The sequence below is a fragment of the Macrococcus psychrotolerans genome (assembly GCF_038095555.1).
In the GTDB taxonomy this organism is placed as follows: Bacteria; Bacillota; Bacilli; order Staphylococcales; family Staphylococcaceae; genus Macrococcoides; species Macrococcoides psychrotolerans.
This window is the reverse complement of record NZ_CP124591.1, coordinates 1,869,463-1,888,203: the sequence shown is the minus strand read 5'-3', so window position 1 is coordinate 1,888,203 and position 18,741 is coordinate 1,869,463. Positions and strand designations below refer to the sequence as shown.

Annotated in this window: 21 protein-coding genes; 19 read left to right on the top strand and 2 right to left on the bottom strand. The window is 36.7% G+C overall.

What is annotated here, in order from left to right:
- Positions 1 to 134: 134 nt before the first annotated feature.
- The 4 genes from QA539_RS09910 to QA539_RS09895 all read left to right on the top strand — a co-directional run bounded on the left by QA539_RS09910 (position 135) and on the right by QA539_RS09895 (position 3,966).
- Entirely contained in the window at positions 135 to 1,088 is a 954-nt protein-coding gene (locus QA539_RS09910; RefSeq protein ID WP_158552827.1) for an ABC transporter permease, read from the top strand.
- Positions 1,081 to 2,034 carry an iron chelate uptake ABC transporter family permease subunit gene (locus tag QA539_RS09905; protein WP_219493275.1) on the top strand — a complete coding sequence of 318 codons (954 nt, stop codon included), beginning with the start codon at positions 1,081 to 1,083 and terminating at the stop codon, positions 2,032 to 2,034. The genes QA539_RS09910 and QA539_RS09905 overlap by 8 nt, the downstream gene beginning before the upstream one ends.
- Positions 2,027 to 2,833, top strand: a complete 807-nt coding sequence (locus QA539_RS09900; RefSeq protein ID WP_099482409.1) for an ABC transporter ATP-binding protein — start codon at positions 2,027 to 2,029, stop codon at positions 2,831 to 2,833. Before QA539_RS09905 ends, QA539_RS09900 begins: the two co-directional genes overlap by 8 nt.
- 92 nt (positions 2,834 to 2,925) lie before the next feature.
- On the top strand, positions 2,926 to 3,966 hold the full coding sequence (locus tag QA539_RS09895; RefSeq protein WP_099482410.1) for a ferrated catecholamine ABC transporter substrate-binding lipoprotein SstD: 1,041 nt from the start codon (positions 2,926 to 2,928) through the stop codon (positions 3,964 to 3,966).
- A gap of 36 nt (positions 3,967 to 4,002) precedes the next feature.
- Here the strand turns inward: QA539_RS09895 and hemQ are convergent, their stop codons facing one another.
- The gene (hemQ, locus tag QA539_RS09890) at positions 4,003 to 4,752 is read right to left on the bottom strand and encodes a hydrogen peroxide-dependent heme synthase (RefSeq protein WP_219493274.1); all 750 of its coding nucleotides are present in this window, start codon (positions 4,750 to 4,752) and stop codon (positions 4,003 to 4,005) included.
- A gap of 151 nt (positions 4,753 to 4,903) precedes the next feature.
- On the opposite strand from hemQ, the gene pta reads away from it, so the two are divergent.
- From pta to QA539_RS09825, 13 genes are all read left to right on the top strand, one after another.
- Complete coding sequence (gene pta / locus QA539_RS09885; protein WP_099482339.1) at positions 4,904 to 5,893, top strand: phosphate acetyltransferase; 990 nt, start codon at positions 4,904 to 4,906, stop codon at positions 5,891 to 5,893.
- Positions 5,893 to 6,717 (top strand): lipoate--protein ligase family protein, encoded by an 825-nt coding sequence (locus QA539_RS09880; protein WP_120785955.1) that lies wholly within the window; start codon positions 5,893 to 5,895, stop codon positions 6,715 to 6,717. Before pta ends, QA539_RS09880 begins: the two co-directional genes overlap by 1 nt.
- Before the next feature lie 5 nt (positions 6,718 to 6,722).
- Positions 6,723 to 7,052 (top strand): DUF1450 domain-containing protein, encoded by a 330-nt coding sequence (locus tag QA539_RS09875; protein WP_086039284.1) that lies wholly within the window; start codon positions 6,723 to 6,725, stop codon positions 7,050 to 7,052.
- A gap of 163 nt (positions 7,053 to 7,215) precedes the next feature.
- Positions 7,216 to 8,328, top strand: coding sequence for an ATP-grasp domain-containing protein (locus QA539_RS09870; protein ID WP_419895164.1), 1,113 nt, complete (start codon positions 7,216 to 7,218; stop codon positions 8,326 to 8,328).
- Positions 8,329 to 8,338: 10 nt separating this feature from the next.
- On the top strand, positions 8,339 to 9,454 hold the full coding sequence (locus tag QA539_RS09865; protein WP_419895163.1) for a peptidogalycan biosysnthesis protein: 1,116 nt from the start codon (positions 8,339 to 8,341) through the stop codon (positions 9,452 to 9,454).
- Positions 9,455 to 9,526: 72 nt separating this feature from the next.
- Positions 9,527 to 10,006, top strand: coding sequence for a GNAT family N-acetyltransferase (locus tag QA539_RS09860; protein ID WP_015912328.1), 480 nt, complete (start codon positions 9,527 to 9,529; stop codon positions 10,004 to 10,006).
- A gap of 11 nt (positions 10,007 to 10,017) precedes the next feature.
- Positions 10,018 to 10,773 carry a 2-keto-4-pentenoate hydratase gene (locus QA539_RS09855; protein ID WP_419895162.1) on the top strand — a complete coding sequence of 252 codons (756 nt, stop codon included), beginning with the start codon at positions 10,018 to 10,020 and terminating at the stop codon, positions 10,771 to 10,773.
- Between the two features lie 165 nt (positions 10,774 to 10,938).
- A complete protein-coding gene (locus QA539_RS09850) occupies positions 10,939 to 12,234 on the top strand; it encodes an HD domain-containing protein (protein ID WP_219493269.1) in 1,296 nt (431 codons plus the stop codon).
- An 11-nt stretch (positions 12,235 to 12,245) separates the two neighbouring features.
- Positions 12,246 to 12,746: a YwhD family protein gene (locus tag QA539_RS09845; protein ID WP_219493267.1), complete on the top strand. Its 501-nt coding sequence runs from the start codon at positions 12,246 to 12,248 to the stop codon at positions 12,744 to 12,746.
- A 181-nt stretch (positions 12,747 to 12,927) separates the two neighbouring features.
- A complete protein-coding gene (locus QA539_RS09840) occupies positions 12,928 to 13,335 on the top strand; it encodes a DUF1934 domain-containing protein (RefSeq protein ID WP_219493266.1) in 408 nt (135 codons plus the stop codon).
- Complete coding sequence (argS, locus tag QA539_RS09835; protein WP_219493264.1) at positions 13,335 to 14,990, top strand: arginine--tRNA ligase; 1,656 nt, start codon at positions 13,335 to 13,337, stop codon at positions 14,988 to 14,990. Before QA539_RS09840 ends, argS begins: the two co-directional genes overlap by 1 nt.
- 64 nt (positions 14,991 to 15,054) lie before the next feature.
- Positions 15,055 to 15,900 (top strand): heme/hemin ABC transporter substrate-binding protein, encoded by an 846-nt coding sequence (locus QA539_RS09830; RefSeq protein WP_419895161.1) that lies wholly within the window; start codon positions 15,055 to 15,057, stop codon positions 15,898 to 15,900.
- Positions 15,890 to 16,834 carry a FecCD family ABC transporter permease gene (locus tag QA539_RS09825; protein ID WP_101039940.1) on the top strand — a complete coding sequence of 315 codons (945 nt, stop codon included), beginning with the start codon at positions 15,890 to 15,892 and terminating at the stop codon, positions 16,832 to 16,834. The genes QA539_RS09830 and QA539_RS09825 overlap by 11 nt, the downstream gene beginning before the upstream one ends.
- Here the strand turns inward: QA539_RS09825 and QA539_RS09820 are convergent.
- Entirely contained in the window at positions 16,790 to 17,329 is a 540-nt protein-coding gene (locus QA539_RS09820; protein ID WP_283722214.1) for an NUDIX hydrolase, read from the bottom strand. The genes QA539_RS09825 and QA539_RS09820 overlap by 45 nt on opposite strands.
- 70 nt (positions 17,330 to 17,399) lie before the next feature.
- Here QA539_RS09820 and QA539_RS09815 point away from each other — a divergent pair, with 70 nt between their 5' ends.
- Both QA539_RS09815 and QA539_RS09810 read left to right on the top strand, forming a co-directional pair.
- On the top strand, positions 17,400 to 18,023 hold the full coding sequence (locus tag QA539_RS09815; RefSeq protein WP_419895160.1) for an HAD family hydrolase: 624 nt from the start codon (positions 17,400 to 17,402) through the stop codon (positions 18,021 to 18,023).
- Positions 18,020 to 18,733 (top strand): hypothetical protein, encoded by a 714-nt coding sequence (locus QA539_RS09810; protein ID WP_419895159.1) that lies wholly within the window; start codon positions 18,020 to 18,022, stop codon positions 18,731 to 18,733. Before QA539_RS09815 ends, QA539_RS09810 begins: the two co-directional genes overlap by 4 nt.
- Positions 18,734 to 18,741 lie beyond the last annotated feature (8 nt).

The following is an 18,741-nucleotide window of genomic DNA, read 5'->3' as shown; positions in this document are numbered from 1 at the left end:
GAATATAAAGAATAGTAATTCAATAAAGTATTTTTTTATAATACGTATTGATTTATTTCAGATTTTTGATAATATTGTAATTGAGAATTTTTCTCATTGATAACTATTATCAATGATGACAGGAGCTTTTGTTCATGAAAATAATTTACACCACATTACTGTTGCTGGTTTTGTCTATAATTTCAATGTTTATTGGTGTTGTAGATTTGAGCCCATCAAATTTACTAAACTTGGATGAGAATCAAAAGAATATTTTGTTGAACAGTCGATTGCCGAGAACATTTGCTATTATATTAGCCGGTGTAGCACTAAGTGTGGCGGGTTTGTTGATGCAGCAGCTCACACGTAATAAATTCGTGTCACCAACAACAGCGGGGACGATGGATTTTGCGAAGTTTGGTGTACTCATCGCAATGATATTCTTTGCACAAGCACCACTACTTGTTAAATTATCATTCAGTATTGTTTCAGCGATTATCGGTACGATGATGTTTATGTGGATTGTCAATCGTATCAAGTTTAAAGATGCTATCTTTATTCCCCTTGTAGGGCTCATGCTCGGTAACATCGTTTCAAGTTTAGCGACGTTTATGGCACTACGTTTCAATGCTATGCAAAGTATTTCTAACTTCTTTGTGGGAGACTTCTCGATGATTACGAAAGGACGCTATGAAGTATTATTTGTTATTATTCCTATGGTAGTGCTGATTTACCTCTTTGCGCATCACTTTACCATCGTCGGAATGGGGGAGTCCTTCAGTAAAAACTTAGGTATATCTTACGCGAAGATGATGAATTTAGGAGTTGTTATTGCTGCAATCGTTTCGGCGACAGTAGTTGTAACAGTCGGTGTATTACCATTTTTAGGATTGATTATTCCGAATATCGTCGGACTGTTTGTCGGCGATCATATGAATAAAGCTTTACCATATACAGCACTGTTTGGTGCAATTCTTGTTATGGTAGCAGATATATTCAGTCGATTAATTATCTTTCCTTATGAGATTCCGATTGGTCTCACACTCGGGATCGTAGGAAGTGTTATCTTCATGGCGATTCTTCTGAAAAGGAGGAAGTCATATGTCTAGCCAAATGAAAAAGGCGAGTGCACTCATTATTGTAATGCTGCTCCTTATGACAGGGTTTGTGCTGATTCAGTTGAATTTTGCAATTCTTGATTACGTTCTCCCTTCAAGATTAAGAAAACTTGCAGCGATATTACTTGTAGGTGCAGCAATTGGTGTATCATCACTCGTATTCCAGTCGATTACTGAGAATCATTTATTAACTCCTTCAGTCATTGGGTTAGACGCTGTGTACTTATTTATTCAGACGATTATTATCTTCTTGTTCGGGAAGATGGGAGATGCCGTGTTTAACGTATATACGAACTTCTTCGTCTCTGTAATATTAATGATTGGTTTTACATTAGGTTTATTCAACCTCGTATTTAAGAAGAATACGTCCGTATACTTTGTACTACTTTTTGGTATTGTAATGGGGACATGTTTTTCAAGCTTATCAAGCTTTATGCATATGGTTATGAATCCAGATGACTTCTTGCTGTTACAGGATAAATTGTTTGCGAGCTTTAATACAGTGAATGAGAAACTATTAATTATCAGCTGTGCACTCATCATCATATTACTGATATATATTTACAAGAAATCATATGAATTAGATGTGTTAAGCCTCGGAAAGACCCATGCAACCAATCTTGGTGTAAATGTCGACAGGCTTACACGTAACATGCTGCTTGTAATTGCAATACTAGTCAGCATTTCAACAGCACTCGTTGGACCGATTACGTTTTTAGGTATTATCGTATGTAACGTAACTTATCAGCTCATGCAGACATTTAAACACCAATATTTAATCATTTCTGTAATTGCAGTATCCGCAATTACATTGTTACTTGGCCAAATGATCAATCAATATTTCTTCGATGGAACGACAGAGATTACGATACTTATCAACTTTATCGGAGGGATTTACTTCATATACTTATTATTCAAGGAGGGCGCTCATGATTAAAGTTAACAATTTGTATAAAAATATCGGTAATAAAACAATATTAAAAGACGTATCAACGGAAATTAAGAAAGGTGCAATCACAGCGATTATCGGCCCAAACGGTGCTGGTAAGAGTACATTGTTATCAGCCATTACGAGACTGTCTGATTTTGATAAAGGGACAGTGCAGTTAAATAATCAAGAAATCAGTAAGATGAAAAGCGATGATATCGCGATGCAGCTTGCAGTATTGAAACAAAGTAACCATACGAATTTAAAGATAACAGTACGTGATCTTGTAAACTTCGGACGATTTCCATATTCAAAAGGACGTCTCACGAAAGAAGACGAACGTATCGTTAACGAAGCAATCGACTATTTAGAGTTAGAATCTTTTGAAACAAGATTTCTTGATGAATTATCAGGTGGACAAAGACAACGCGCATATATTGCGATGACATTAGCACAAGATACAGACTATATCTTCCTTGATGAACCACTAAATAATCTTGATATGAAACATTCGGTACAAATGATGCAGCTATTACGTCGTTTAGTACGCGAAAAAGGAAAAACGATTGTAATCGTAATACACGACATTAACTTCGCATCATGTTACGCAGATTACATTATCGCCCTGAAAGACGGTGAAGTACTGCTGGATGGAACGAAAAACGAATGTATCACAACAGAAAACTTGAAGACTGTATACGATATGGACATTAATATCGAGTGCATATTCGGACAGCAAATTTGTGTATACTTCGATGATGAAAGTATGACGGTAGATGAATTTATAGAAGAAGTTCAGGCGGTATAAACTTAAATCATCGAAAGGAGTGTTGCCGGGTTATTACTACTATGGGGCAGCGATAAAACGGGGGAAATACATTACACTAAGGAGACTGGAAAATGAAACGTATTATTGGATTAGTTATCACATTATCATTAATTTTAGTATTAGCAGCATGTGGAGGAACGAAGGATACTTCTAAAACAGATGACAAAACATCAAGTGGTTCAAATGACAAAGCTGAAACAGTAAAAATCGATAATAAATATAAGTTAATGGGTGAAAAAGAAGACGGTAGTGACGCAAAAGAAGTATCTGAAACTGTGGAAGTAATTAAAAACCCAAAAAGCGTTGCAGTATTTGATTACGGAACACTTACAACATTAAAGGAAATTGGCGCGGATAAAAACGTAAAAGGTATGCCAAAAGGTGAAGGGAACCGTAGCTTACCTGAATTCTTAAAAGAATATAAAGATGATAAATATGCAAACTTAGGAAGCCTAAAAGAACCAAACTTTGAAAAATTAGCTGAAATGCAACCAGACCTTATCTTAATCTCAGGTCGTCAGGCTAACCAGAAGGTAATGGATGAAATGAAAAAAGCAGCACCGAAAGCACAAATTGTATATGTTGGTGCAGATGATAAGAACTATATCGATAGTATTAAAGTGAATACTGAAAATATCGGCAAAATCTTCGGTAAAGAGAAAGAAACTGAAAAGCTTATTGCAGACATAGATAAAAAAATCAAAGAAGTTAAAGCAATGACTGAGAAATCAGATAAAAAAGGATTGTTCGTGTTAGCAAATGAAGGTGAACTTTCTGTATTCGGTAAAGGCGGACGTTTCGGGTTTATTCATGATGTATTAGGCGTGAAAGAAACGGATGAAAATATTACAGCAAAAGGTCACGGACAAGTAATTAACTTTGAATATATCAACAAGAAGAATCCGGATATTATCTTTGCGATGGACCGTGGAGTAGCTGTAGGTGGTAAGTCTTCAGCTGAACAAGCGTTATCAAATGATGTTATTAAAAACGTTAACGCAATTAAAGATAATAAAGTCGTAGAAGTAGATCCATACTTATGGTACTTCTCAAGCGGTGGTGCAGTAACGATTGTGAAACAAATTGAAGAAGTAGAGAAAGCTTATAAATAAAAATAATGCGTGTGTCTTTTGACACACGCATTATTTTTATAATGCAAATAAATCTTGAAGGTCATTTACTGTAAGAATGTTTCCGACGTAGAAGCCGCCAAACTCACCGTAACGTGCTGATACTTCGTCGAATCTCATTTCGTATACAAGTTTCTTAAATTGTAATACATCGTCTGAGAAGAGTGTAACACCCCATTCATAATCGTCGAATCCTACAGATCCTGTGATAAATTGTTTAACGATGCCTGCATAGCCACGACCGATCATGCCGTGTGAACGCATAAGTCCTTTGCGGTGATCCATATCTAACATATACCAATTGTCTTCACCTTGACGACGTTTATCCATTGGATAGAAACATACATATTCAGAGCGTGGTAATTCCGGGTATAATCTTGCTTTAATATGTGGGTTTTCATATGGGTCTTCATTTGAGTCACCCGCTAAGTAGTTGCTTAACTCAATTACTGAAACGTATGAATATGTAGGGATTAAGAAATCTCTAATTGCAAGTTTGTTGAATTTGTTTTCAAGTGCTGTTAAGTCTTTCATTTCAGGGCGTAAAACCCAGAGCATTAAGTCAGCTTTCTGTCCTGTAATGTTGTATAACGCATATGAACCTTCCTTTGCACTATGGTTGTCTTCTAAAGTGTTGATAAACGCTTTAAACTCTTCAACCATCGCAGTTCTTTCGCTTTGTTCTAAAATTTTAAGGCTTGTAAAATCGATTGCATAGAATAGATGTAAACTATACCATCCGTCTAATGTCTTTGCTGCTTCATTCATTATCCATCTCTCCTTAAATTTAATCATGTTTATTCTAACATATATAATGGTATAAGTAATTTCTTATAATCTACAAATTGATGACGTGAAAAATAATGCAATTAGGTTTATAATAGGTACGGAAATAATTTAATTCATTCGGGAGGCTATTATGGCTAATTTATTAGAAGTATTAAACGAGAAACTTTCAGGGAAGAATGTGAAGATTGTACTACCTGAAGGTAACGATGAGAGAGTATTACAAGCTGCAGTTGAGTTACATAAAGGTGATAAAGTTGCACCTATCGTTCTAGGTGATAAAGCTGAAATCGAAGCACTTGCTACAAAGTTAGGTGTTGCGATTGATGGTATTGAAATAATGGACCCGGCTACGAGCGAATTACGTGAAGACTTAATTGCGAAGTTTGTAGAGCGCCGTAAAGGTAAAGCGACAGAAGAACAAGCGACTGAAATGTTAAAGGATCCGAACTATTTTGGTACGATGTTAGTATATGCTGGTCATGCAGCTGGCTTAGTATCAGGTGCAGCACATTCTACAGCGGATACTGTACGTCCTGCATTACAAATTATTAAGACGAAGCCAGGCGTATCTCGTACATCAGGTGTATTCTTCATGATGCGTGGAGAAGAACAGTACGTTATGGGTGACTGTGCAATTAACCCTCAATTAGATTCACAAGCATTAGCCGAGATTGCGATTGAATCAGCGAAGACTGCAAAACAATTCGGTATGGAACCGAAAGTTGCAATGTTAAGCTTCTCAACGAAAGGTTCAGCAAAAACACCTGAAACTGAGAAAGTAACAGAAGCAACGAAATTAGCACAGGAGAAGTTAGCTTCAGAAAGCGATTTACAAGGTGTCGTAATTGATGGTGAATTCCAGTTTGATGCAGCGTTTGTTCCTTCAGTTGCAGCGAAGAAAGCACCTGAGTCTCCAATTCAAGGTGATGCAAATGTATTCGTATTCCCTTCATTAGAAGCGGGTAACATCGGTTACAAAATTGCACAACGTTTAGGTGGATTCGACGCAGTTGGACCAATCTTACAAGGATTAAATGCACCAGTAAATGATTTATCACGCGGATGTTCTACTGAAGATGTAGTATCATTATCAATCATTACTGCAGCACAATCACTATAATGACAGGTTCCATTTTCGAAGGAAAATGGCAATATGTTGATCATACGACAGGACTGCAGCCGATGCAGTCCTTTAGTTTTGATGATATGTACTGTCATTTAGTGGGTCAAGGTAATGATTCTGTAGTGAGAACGTGGGTACATAATCATGTCGTTATACTTGGAATTCATGATGCGAGATTACCATATTTAGCTGAAGGGATAGAATACTTGAATAATCAAGGATATGGTGCGATTGTACGTAATTCCGGAGGGTTAGGTGTTGTGCTTGATGCAGGTGTGCTGAATATTTCTCTCATATTTAAAGGGGATATCAGCTTTTCGATTGATGCAGGTTATGAGTACATGTACGAACTTGTGCAGGAGATGTTTGCGTCGTACGGTAAACGTATTGAAGCGAAAGAAATTACGCGCTCGTATTGTCCGGGGAGCTATGACTTAAGCATTGATGGTAAGAAGTTTGCAGGCATATCGCAACGCCGTGTTAAAGGTGGAATTGCAGTCCAGATTTATTTGTGTATTGAGGGCAGTGGCGGCGAGCGCGCCGAGCTGATGCGTCAGTTTTATGACATTGCATTGAACGGGCAAGAGACGAAGTTTCATTATCCGGATATTGATCCATCATGCATGGCAAGCCTTGAAGAATTGCTCGAGACAAAGTTGTCTGTTGAAGAAGTGCTGTTTAAATTATTGTTTGCGATGAAAGCACTGGGTGCAACACTTTCAAATAATGAGATGACAAACGACATGTGGACATTGTATAATATATATTTCGAGCGCATGATTGAACGTAATAGTAAATTGAAGATAAATCAGGAAGGGTGACATAAATGCGTAATAAGTTTCAGGTATGTGATGACTGCCAAGGTGTGTGTTTAAGAACGTTGTTACCAAAATTAGAAAAGTTAGACCCAGATGCTGAAGTGGAAATTGCATGCCAGTCTTACTGTGGACCAGGACGTAAGAAAACTTTTGCATTTGTGAACAATCGCCCGCTTGCAGCACTTACTGAAGATGAGCTGATGGAGAAAGTGAAGAAACGTCTTTCTCAAAAACGTGATCCAGAAGAAGAGGCACGTTTAGCGAAGCGTAATGCCGAACGTAAACGCAGACTGGATGAGCAGAACGCGAAGCTAAAAGCGAAATTAAATAAAGGTTAGATGCACTAAAGCACAGAAAATGAATGATATTTTCTGTGCTTTTTTATACTTTTAAATATACAGCTTAATATTCCACATATTTCTTTAATGCAAATTAACACGTGTTTAATATCTCTCTGTTACGATAAATATAAAGTGTCATACATGAAAGGTGGAAGATTTCGTGAATATATTGATTACTGGTGCTCGTGCACCAATTTCGTATGAAGTAGTGCAACAGCAGGTCGCGCTTGGTAGAAAGGTTTACCTATCGGACTCTACGAAGAAAGTAAGTATTAAGAAGTCAAAGTTTATTGAGCAATTTATAATAACCACTTCTCCACGATTTTCTACAGAACTCTATATTCAGGATATTAATGATATTATCGACACATATCACATTGATCTTGTTATACCATTGAATGAAGAGTCGTTCTATCTTTCTTATATGAAATTACAAATTAATGCACCTATTTATGTTGAAGAAATTCAGAAGATGCTTTCAGTACATAATAAATATAACTTTACAAAGTTAATCGATGCGATGGGATTTAAAGTCCCGGATACAGAATATATTATGAATCATCAGGATTTAACAGAGTTTATGAATGATTACCCAGGAAATGAATATATTGTTAAGCAGCCATATGGACGCTTCGGACAATCCGTACGTAAATTATCACGTATGGAGTTAGAGAATCAGCGATTAATCGAATTTCCGTTTATGATTCAGACATTAATTAAAGGGACAGAATGGTGTTCTTATAGCTTTGCGTATGAAGGAAGAAGTTTAAGTACATCGTTATATTTATCGAACACACATGATAGTTACAATTGTTCAACACACTTTCATTCGCAGAAAAATGAGACACTACAGGAAATTATCGAAAGCGTTATTCGCAATTTAAACTGGTCATATCAAATCGCATTTGATGTGATTCATTGTGATACAACCGGTGAATATTACTTTATTGAGTGTAACCCGCGTGCAACTAATGGTGCCTTATTTATGCAACCTGAAGTATGGGAGTTAAAGTCGTGCACACCGAAATATGAAGCGCGTCAGCTAATATTCGTATCCCTCTATAACTTCATTATGCGACCTAAGAAACATAACTTAGAACGTTTGAAGTACGGCAAGGATATATTCTGGCATCCGAGTGAAAAAGGGATATTCTTTGAGCAGCTTATCAGTGGTGCGCAGTGGTGGTTAACAGCGAAGTCACTGAAGACGACTGTGAATACGATTACGACTTATGATATTGAGTGGAACGATGACCTTATGACAAAGAAATAGAGGATTGTGTATGACATTCTATAGCACTTATACAGAGATACCATTTGAACAGATTGTTATTGGCATTAAAGAGCGTGAATATTTACGTTATATGATGGAAGGTATTACGCGTGGCATCAGGAATGTGCATGCCCGTGTAGAAGTTATGATATTGAATGGACAGCTTATCCCGTTCAGCATTAAAGACGGCGGAATGAATCAATCGTGGATTCATTCGTTTAGGGGTCAGTATATTGATGAAATGGTAAGCGAAACAAACCGTATGAACCTGCCTGCATATTTAAAACCTGTAACGAATGCAATGCTTACAGTCGGGCGCTTTGTGCTGAATCCAGCATGTGAAAAAACAGTAACGGTATTCCCTTCTTTTATGTCGACAACAATGTATGAAGGGTGTGAATTTGACCAAATTGAGTTGATTACAAAGCTGCTATCAGAGCGTTATCCAAAGCATGCCATCTGCTTCCGTACATTAAATGATAAATTTCATAAGCATGAAATGAAATTGCTTAATAACGCGGGTTACGAACGTCTTATATCTCGAGCAGTATACATATATGATAGCAATGAACAGCACAATAAGAACGAACGTAAAGATTTAAAGAAAGATATTAAGAAATTTAATAAGAGTGGATTAACATTTACGATGACGCTTGAAGATGATGACTTTGCGCAATTAGTTCCATTATATGAACAAGTATATTTAGATAAGTATTCTCATTTTAATCCACACTATACAGCTGAATTCTTTAAGTTTATGTATGAGTCTACGAATTTGCAGTGGTTTGTCTTAAAGGATGAAGAGCGCATCGTATCGTTTATGGCTGTACAGGAAGCGGGGAACACATTATTTCCAGCTTATTTTGGTATGAATCAATCCATTAAACACCTCTATTTTATAACGAGTGGATTGTTATATGAATTTGCTAAGCGTAATGGATATGCTATTAATAACAGTGCAGGTGCCAAAGATTATAAATTAGCGCGAGGATCAAGACCATATCTAGAATATCATTATATCTATATTAAACATCTCTCTCCGATGAAACAGTTGAACTATTTAACGTTTATTAAGTGTGCGACAACAATAGGGACTCCAGCTTTAAAGCGAACACAGTTCAATTAAGTTGTCGTGCAATTCTGATAATTAAATGGTATAATTAAAAGATATTAATTTTTTAAACTGAAGTAGGAGAGAATGGAAATGGTAAGTATTCGTAAAGCAGCACAAGATGATATTGTTCAAATCAAAAATGTGGTCACAAAAGCATGGCACGATACATATAAGAATATAATGACAGCGAGCACAAGTGTTCAATTTTTAGAAGCATCGTTCAGCACTTCAAGACTAGAAAAGAGAATTAAAGAGACACTATTTTTAGTAGCGGAAGTAGATGGAGAAATCGTAGGATTCGCAAATTTCATCTACGGAAAAGCTCTGAATTTATCTGCTATCTATGTCTTGCCAGAGCATCAGCGTCATGCGATCGGTAGGGCACTCCTGCATAATGGTCTGTCTTATTTCGACACGTATGATGCAGTCTTTGTTGAGGTTGCACTGGACAATGAACGTGCAACGAAGTTTTATTATAGAGAAGGGTTCGAGCTTGTACGTGAGTATGAAGAAGACATTCTTGGTGAGAAAGTATTATCTGGTCTGCTTAAAAAGACATTATAGGGAGTGTTTTTATGAGTAGCAATCAATATGTTGAACCATTGTTTGATGCATATCAGCAAAGAAAGGTGCTAGAAGAACATATTGTTCCTGAAACGATGTCTCTAGCAACAGCATATGATGTACAGCATGAGGTTTTGAAATTAAAAGAGCAAACAGAAACGTTAAAAGGCTATAAAGTTTCTCTTACGAGCGAAGAGACACAGCGTATGTTTAATAGTGATAGTCCATTATATGGTGCGATGACAGATAAAACGATATTATCGGAACGTGTCGCTCTAGGTGAATTCAATGAAGGATTACTAGAACTTGAACTCGTGTTTATTGTGAAAGAAACATTAGAGCAAGGAGATAGTGTATCTGATATCATGAGGAAATGTGTTATAGCACCAGGAATTGAACTTCCGGATGCGCGTTATACGAATTGGTTTCCAAATATGAGCGTAGCCGAAATTGTTACTGATAGCGCCGTGAGCGGAGCCGTTGTCTTTGGTGAAGGTAAGGTTTGCAGTTATGATGACATTAAAGATATAAAAGGAACACTATATTTAAATGATGAAGTGATTGCTGAAGGGCGTTCGTCTGAAGTATTAGGACATCCAGTAGAAAGTGTGAAATGGCTCGTTGAAGCGATTGCTGAATACGACAGAAAACTTACACAAGGAATGTTTGTCTCATCTGGAACATTTATTTTGCCAAAGCGTCTTGAAAAAGGGATTTATAAAGCGGTCTATGAGACAGTAGGCGAAGTAAAGATAGAAGTCCAATAAAAAAGCTCTGCATATGCAGAGTTTTTTATTGGGCTATTTTTTTGTAAATAGGGACCCATTAAGAAACATTGAATATTTCTTAAAATATTATAATAATTCTTAAAAATTATAGATATCAACATTCTATGATAAGATGAAGTTGATAAGAATGTTTAGGAGGACCCTATGAGCTACCAGTTTAAGAAAATGCCTGAAGAAAAAGTTTTTAAAGATCCCGTACATCGCTACATACATGTCCGCGATCAGATTATCTGGGATTTAATTAAAACAAAAGAATTTCAGAGATTGCGTCGCATAAAGCAGCTTGGAACGCTCTATCTGGCATTTCATTCTGCGGAGCATTCTCGCTTTAATCATTCATTAGGTGTCTATGAAATTGTACGTCGCATGATTGATGAAATCTTTATGGGACGCTCTGCATGGAATGAGGAAGATCGTCCGTTAGCACTGTGTGCTGCATTACTGCATGATTTAGGACATGGACCATTCTCACATTGCTTTGAGAAAATATTCGACACTGATCATGAAGCGTATACGCAAAAAATCATTCTTGGACCTACTGAAGTCAATGAAGTGTTATCTAGAGTGCATTCTGACTTCCCTAAAGAAGTGGCGGATGTAATTAATAAGACACATGCAAATAAGCTTGTCATATCTATGATTTCATCTCAAATTGATGCAGATAGAATGGATTACCTTCAGCGCGATGCATATTATACAGGGGTAAGCTATGGTAGTTTCGATATGGAACGTGTGTTAAGGCTGATGCGTCCGACAGAAGATGAAGTTGTGATTAAAGAAAGTGGTATGCACGCTGTAGAAGATTATTTGATGAGCCGTTACCAGATGTACTGGCAGGTCTACTTTCATCCGGTAAGTCGAGGTGGAGAAGTACTACTTAATCGCGTTTTTAAGCGTGCCAAGCTACTGTATGACGAAGGATATAAGTTTAAAGAGCCGCCAAAATATTTAGTACCGTTCTTTAACTCGAAGGATGTTGATGTTACACATTATTTGAAGTTAGATGAGATGGTAATTAACTATTATCTTCAGGAGTGGATTGATGAAGAAGATGCGATACTGAGTGATTTGTCTCGCCGTTTTGTTAATCGTGATCTCTTTAAGTACTTACCATTTGACGGCAGCCAGATTACCATTGCAGAGCTGACTGATTTGTTTGAAAAAGCAGGAATTGACTCTGAATACTATTTAGTATTTGATGCTTTCAGTGACTTACCCTATGATTACAACCGACCCGGCATTAATAAACGAAAGCCAATCCATCTGTTAACACGCAATAACAAAATTAAGGAAATCAGTACGCAATCTGTTATTATTAATAGTATTACCGGGTTAGATAGAAAGGATTATAAGCTTTATTATCCAAAAGAGCTTATACTTAATATTCGAGATCCAGAATTAAAAGGATCCATTATTAACTTACTCAATGAATTAAATTAGAGGTGAAAAATATGGCAGATTTTCAGTTTAACATTATAAAGAATGATCCATTAGATGGACATAAAGGCACTAATATCGGTGCAATAAGTCTTGATAACGTGGCACCTGTATTTATTGATATTAAAGAGCAGCATGCCTTTATAGATATCGGAGCGATGCATGCAAGAAGTGAAGTTGAAAAACGCGTGAAATGGGTCAGTGATAAATCTGAAACAGAAGGTCCAGATCAACAGGAATACTGGCTCGTATGGGTGACAACTGAACGTGGTGAACGAGGACCATATTATGCAGGCGTCACAGCATGCTATATGGCGGTGAACAAAGTGCGTAAGCGTGGCTATAAAGTGATGGCAGAACATGTGAATATGATGGATAAATCGATGAAACACCACTATATCCTCGAACATATTGATGCAGACAGTCGTCGTGTATTAAAAGAATTTTTAATGCAACATGATGCACGTATGTGGGAATTGTCTGATGATGCATTAAAAACGATACTTGCAGAGTAAAATTTGTCAAAATTATGACAATTATGAACTTCTGATTTAACGGTTGTTTTTTTTGCTTAAGAGAAGTAAGATATGAATAGCTATAAAAATAGCTAGGACACTAAAGAAAGCAGGTATTTTTATACCTGCTTTCTTTAATTTTTTATATAATATAAGCTATACTAAAAGAGTGGTGAACAGTATGGACATTGATATTCATGTATTACAAAGTATTAAGACTGAAGAAGAGACTGAAATGTTTGAAGTTAACACAGTTGGACAACTGATCGACAAGCAGCATTCATATATTACGTATACAGAGAAGCTTGATAATATTGCAACAAGCGTTCGTGTAAAATTAGAGGAGAATCGTATCCGGATTCGGCGTATCGGCGAATTATCGATGGATTTCTTATTTGTACCTACAGAAACAACGCAGAATATTTATCATATGGCAAATCAGAAAGCTGTTATGGATATAACGACAAATCAGCTCGTTATAAAAAGAGAAGGCACATCTGGCCATATCTATATACAATATTCAATCACAACAAACAACACGGTCATAGGAACATATTCTTATGAACTGACATATAAGGAGAGAGCATGATGAATATCGTACAAAAGCAGAAGGAAACGTTAATTGAAGAAATAAAGCAAGCCATATTAAAAGCGGAACTTGTAACAGAAGTGCCTGAAATAAAAATTGAAAATCCAAAAGATACAAAAAACGGAGACTACGCAACAAATATTGCGATGGTATTAACAAAACTCGCAAAGCGTAATCCAAGAGAGATTGCACAAGCCATTGTCGACAACTTAGATGTTCAAAAAGCAGACGTATCAAAGATCGATATTGCAGGGCCTGGATTTATTAACTTCTACATGGATAATGCGTATTTAACAGGAATTATTACAGAAGCATTAACGAAAAAAGAAGATTTTGGAAAAGGTGAACCGAAGGATGAACGCATCTTAGTGGAATATGTATCTGCGAATCCTACAGGTAGCCTCCACATCGGACATGCGCGTAACGCAGCTGTAGGAGATACGTTATGTAATGTGTTATCTGCTGCAGGATATGATGTGTTACGTGAATACTACATTAACGATGCTGGAAAACAAATTGAAAACTTAGCATACTCAATTGAAGCTAGATTTTTACAAGCGTTAGGTGAAGACAAAGCGTTACCGGCTGACGGTTATCATGGTAAAGATATTATCGAAATCGGTAAAGATCTAGCAGAGAAGCATCCTGAATATAAAGATGTTGAGGAAGCTGAACGTATTAAAGCATTCCGTAAACTTGGATTAGATTACGAAATGGAGAAGTTAAAGAAAGATTTAACGGAATTTAATGTACATTTCGATAACTGGTTCAGTGAAACATCGTTGTATGAGAATAAAGAAATCGATAAAGCGTTAGAACAGATGAGACAACACGGTTATATCTTTGAAGAAGACGGTGCAACTTGGTTACGTACGACGGAGTTCGGCGATGACAAAGATCGTGTACTGATTAAGAAAGATGGTTCTTATACGTACTTCTTACCGGACATCGCCTATCACTATGATAAGATTGAACGAGGCTATGATACGTTAATTAATTTATTCGGTGCGGATCACCATGGTTATATTAATCGATTAAAAGCATCACTTGAAACATTTGGTGTTGATTCAAAACGTCTTGAAATTCAAGTCATGCAGATGGTACGTCTATTACAAGATGGCCAGGAAGTGAAGATGAGTAAACGTACAGGGAATGCAATTACCCTTCGTGATATTATGGACGAAGTGGGAATTGATGCAGCACGTTATTTCTTAACGATGAGAAGTCCAGACTCACACTTTGATTTCGACATGGAACTTGCGAAAAGTGAATCTAGTGACAATCCAGTTTACTATGCACAATATGCACATGCGAGAATATGCTCGATGTTACGTCAGGCGAAAGAAACAGGTATCACACCAAGTCGAGACGCGAACTATGCTTTAATTACAAATGAAAAAGCATTTGAATTATTAAAGCGTGTCGCAGACTTTGAAAGTGTTATTGAGCAAGCTGCAGAACACCGTGCACCACACCGCATTACAAATTATATACAGGATCTTGCAGCACATTTCCATAAGTTCTATAATGCTGAAAAAGTATTAACAGATGATATCGAAAAATCAAGTGCACATGTAGCAATGATTGAAGCAGTTAGAATTACATTACAGAATGCATTGACATTAGTGGGTGTGTCTAGTCCAGAGAAGATGTAATTCCTATTAAATATGAAGGGTGGAACATTTAGTTGTCCCACCCTTTTATTACGAGGAGCCTAAAATGAAAAGAATAATTATTCTATTGATAACTTTATGCGTATTAACGGGATGCAACGGACAAACAAACAAAGTAAAGGAAGAACGTATTATTTCATTGATGCCAAGTAATACTGAGATTCTTTATGCACTGGGTATGGAAGAAGAAATGATTGGTGTGTCAACCGTTGACGACTATCCCAAAGAAGTTAAAAACCTTGAAAAATTTGATGCGATGCAGTTGAACTACGAGGCGTTGTTAAAAGCAAAACCGACGATAATCTTTGCGCATGAATCGATGACCTCTCAAGAAAAGGTCTTAAAGCGTCTAAGTGATAAAGGAATTACGGTGGTAACGGTAAAAGATGCTCAAAACTTCGATGAAATGTATACCAGTATCGATCAGATCGGTAAAGCTATACATAAAGAAAAAGAAGCGAATCAACTTGAAGCGAAAATTAAAGAAGATATAAAACAAGTGATTGCTGAGTATCACAACAAACTGGCTGATAAAAAGGTATTAGTAGAAGTGTCTCCGGCGCCTGAGATTTATACAGGTGGTAAAGGGACGTTGTTCGATGACATGATTCACCAGCTCGGTAGTGTCAATGTCTTCCATGATATCAATGGATGGCAGCCAGTAAATTCAGAGGCCATTATTAAACGGAATCCTGATGTCATCATTGCAACAAGTGACTTATCGGATGAAGCATATAAAGCTTCAGTAGAAAAACGTGGGGGATTCAGCAATGTGAATGCAGTGAAGCATGGTGCTGTATACACGATCCATGAGGATGAAATTTCAAGGCCGGGTCCACGTATCGCACAAGGGTTAAAAGAACTTGCTGAAACGATACAAGATGCACAATAAACACTTGTTTTGTATCATATTATGCATCATTTGTGGTCATTTGTTCTTTGATAATGGATGGCTAGATTTAACGGATCCACTTAATCGGTCTATATTATTGGAAGTACGAATCCCGCGTGTCATTATGGGAATTGTTGCAGGTACTGTTTTGTCGTTAAGTGGTTTAACTTTTCAGATTATATTAAGGAATAATCTTGCGGACAGCTTTTCCCTTGGTATTGCAAGTGGTGCCAGTCTTGGTAGTGCATTTGGTGTAATTACAGGACTGTCGCTTGTGATGATTGCGGTCAGTGGAATCGTGATGAGTTTAATCACGTTGCTCGTTGTAATACTGCTTAGCATGATGATTAAAGTAAGTCATCAGTCGGTATGGGTTGTGCTAACTGGAATGTTCATTAATCTGTTCTGTTCTAGTGTACTGTATATGCTTATACTTTTTTTTCCTGATAAAACTAGGGATATTATGAATTATCTTTTTGGCACTCTTGATAATGTATCTTTGAATGAAGTGATCATTGTACTCCCTATCAGTATCATAGGAATACTATTACTTTATTATTACCATAAACCGTTAGAATTATTGTCACTAGGGCAGGAGCATGCACATGTATTAGGATTAGAAGCCACGCGTTTTATGTATTTATTATTAACGATTGCAAGTATTACAACAGCAATTTTGATTAGTTTCACAGGTATTATTGGATTCGTCGGAATGGTTATTCCACCATTTGTGCGTTTCTTTATGCGTGGAAATTTCTTAAGTAAAATGCATACGACAGCCTTACTTGGCACTATACTTATATTACTTGGAGATTTCCTGGGAAAAGTTATCGTGCCTCCTGTACAAATTCCAGTGAGTATTATGATGTGTCTCATTGGATTGCCTTTATTATTCATTACTACAGTCAAACAAATGAGGATATCTCGAGATTAATTGCATTAAACTCGCAAGTGTCAGCGCATTGGTAATTTCACCATGCGCTATTTTTCTGTGTATTTCTGATAAGGGCACATGATATACAGTGATATCTTCAAATGTTTCTAGCTTATTTGTCGCTATATAATATGCATCCTTCACATATAACGTATAGAGATGATTTGTAAAAAGTGCTGGATTAGGGTGCATCGTGCCAATAATTTCAGGCGTACCTGTATAACCTGTTTCTTCTTCAAGCTCGCGCATTCCGGCTGTGATAATATCTTGTTCTTCTATAATTCCTCCGGGTAACTCTAAACTGTAATCTTCGATACCGATTCTATACTGATGAATCATAATGATATCATCTTTACATCGTGCGATAATATTAATCCAATGTGGTGCCTCAATTTGATAGAATTCAGCAGTATTTGAGTAATAGCTAAATTGAGCGGTCATGACTTTAAAGACCTTATAATCTTGCTTTCCAATTAATTTTCTTTTTGTCCACATCGTTTCTCCCTCCTTTTTATATGATAACAGTGTATCAGATAGGGTATAATACTGCTAACGGAGGGATAATATGGTTAAGGCTATAATATTTGATATGGAATCAGTATTGTTAGATAGGAAGTTATCACTTGAGCGTTTTTTAGATGCACAGTATGAATATTACAGAACCTACTTTACTGAAGTGCAAAAGCAAGATTTTATCAACTACTTTATAACATATGATAAAGAAGGTGCAGTTCCGGTTAAGCGTGTGTATCAGGCTGTTATTGATAAGCTTGGTATTACATACATTGAAACACGTGAGCTTATGCAGGATTATACGTTAAATTTCCCTAAATTCGCTTCAGAAACTAATAATATGAAAGAAACCGTGACCAGACTGCAAAATAGAGGTTATAAAATTGGAGTGATTGCCACCGGTGAGTATGAGCATGAGCGTTATATTATCGATGTTCTGGGTATAGAAAATTATATTACGCATACAATCATTACAGAAGAAAATACGATTGGTGAAACACAGTTGATTGAGATGTGTCGTTCATTAGACACACGCCCTCAAGATACATTATTTGTAACAGGTGATGAAATTGTGGATGCAGTCGGTACAGGAATACGACTGATAAATACTAAAGAAATGAAAACACATACAATGATAGAAATATTAAATATTTTAGACGAGGAGACGATTACATGACAATGATCAATTGGAACGAACCTGCAAGCGTAGAAGGTGGAATATTTGAGAAGATAGAAGTAAGTGCTCCTGTAACTGTAACTTCGAGCATTGAAGCAAATGAAATAATGATACATGAAACAGGAACCCTCACTGTACAAGGAAAAGTCAATGCACCATTTATTCGTGTTTCTGGTACATTGAATATAGAAGATACCCTTGAAACAGAGCAGCTGACAATCGATAAAGATGCAGAGCTTAGAGTGAATCGTGATACAATATCCGCATCTATTCATAATAAAGGGCGTCTACAGACTGAAGGTGGACTGAGAAGTGAAAAATTCGATTCAACAGGGGTAGTGGTTGCACGTGGACCAATAAACTCGGAACGTTTTAGGTCAACAGGCTCATTACAGCTCGATAATGATCTGACAGTGCAAGCGGCGGAGATTATTGTCAGTGAGGTCAGTAATATCCGTTATTTAAATGGCGAGGAAGTACAAGTGAAAGCAGAACGTGAAATGTTACTACTTAAAGACAAAGATTCGAGATTATCAGTAAGAGCAATCGATGGTTCGGTCGTGACGCTAGAAAATATTGTTGCAGAACTTGTACGTGGAGATAATGTTACAATTAAAAATAACTGTACAATAAAGACAGTAGAGTACACTGAAAATTATAATTATGATGAATCATCAGATGTACATGAATTTGCGAAGATTATAAGATAACGAGGTGT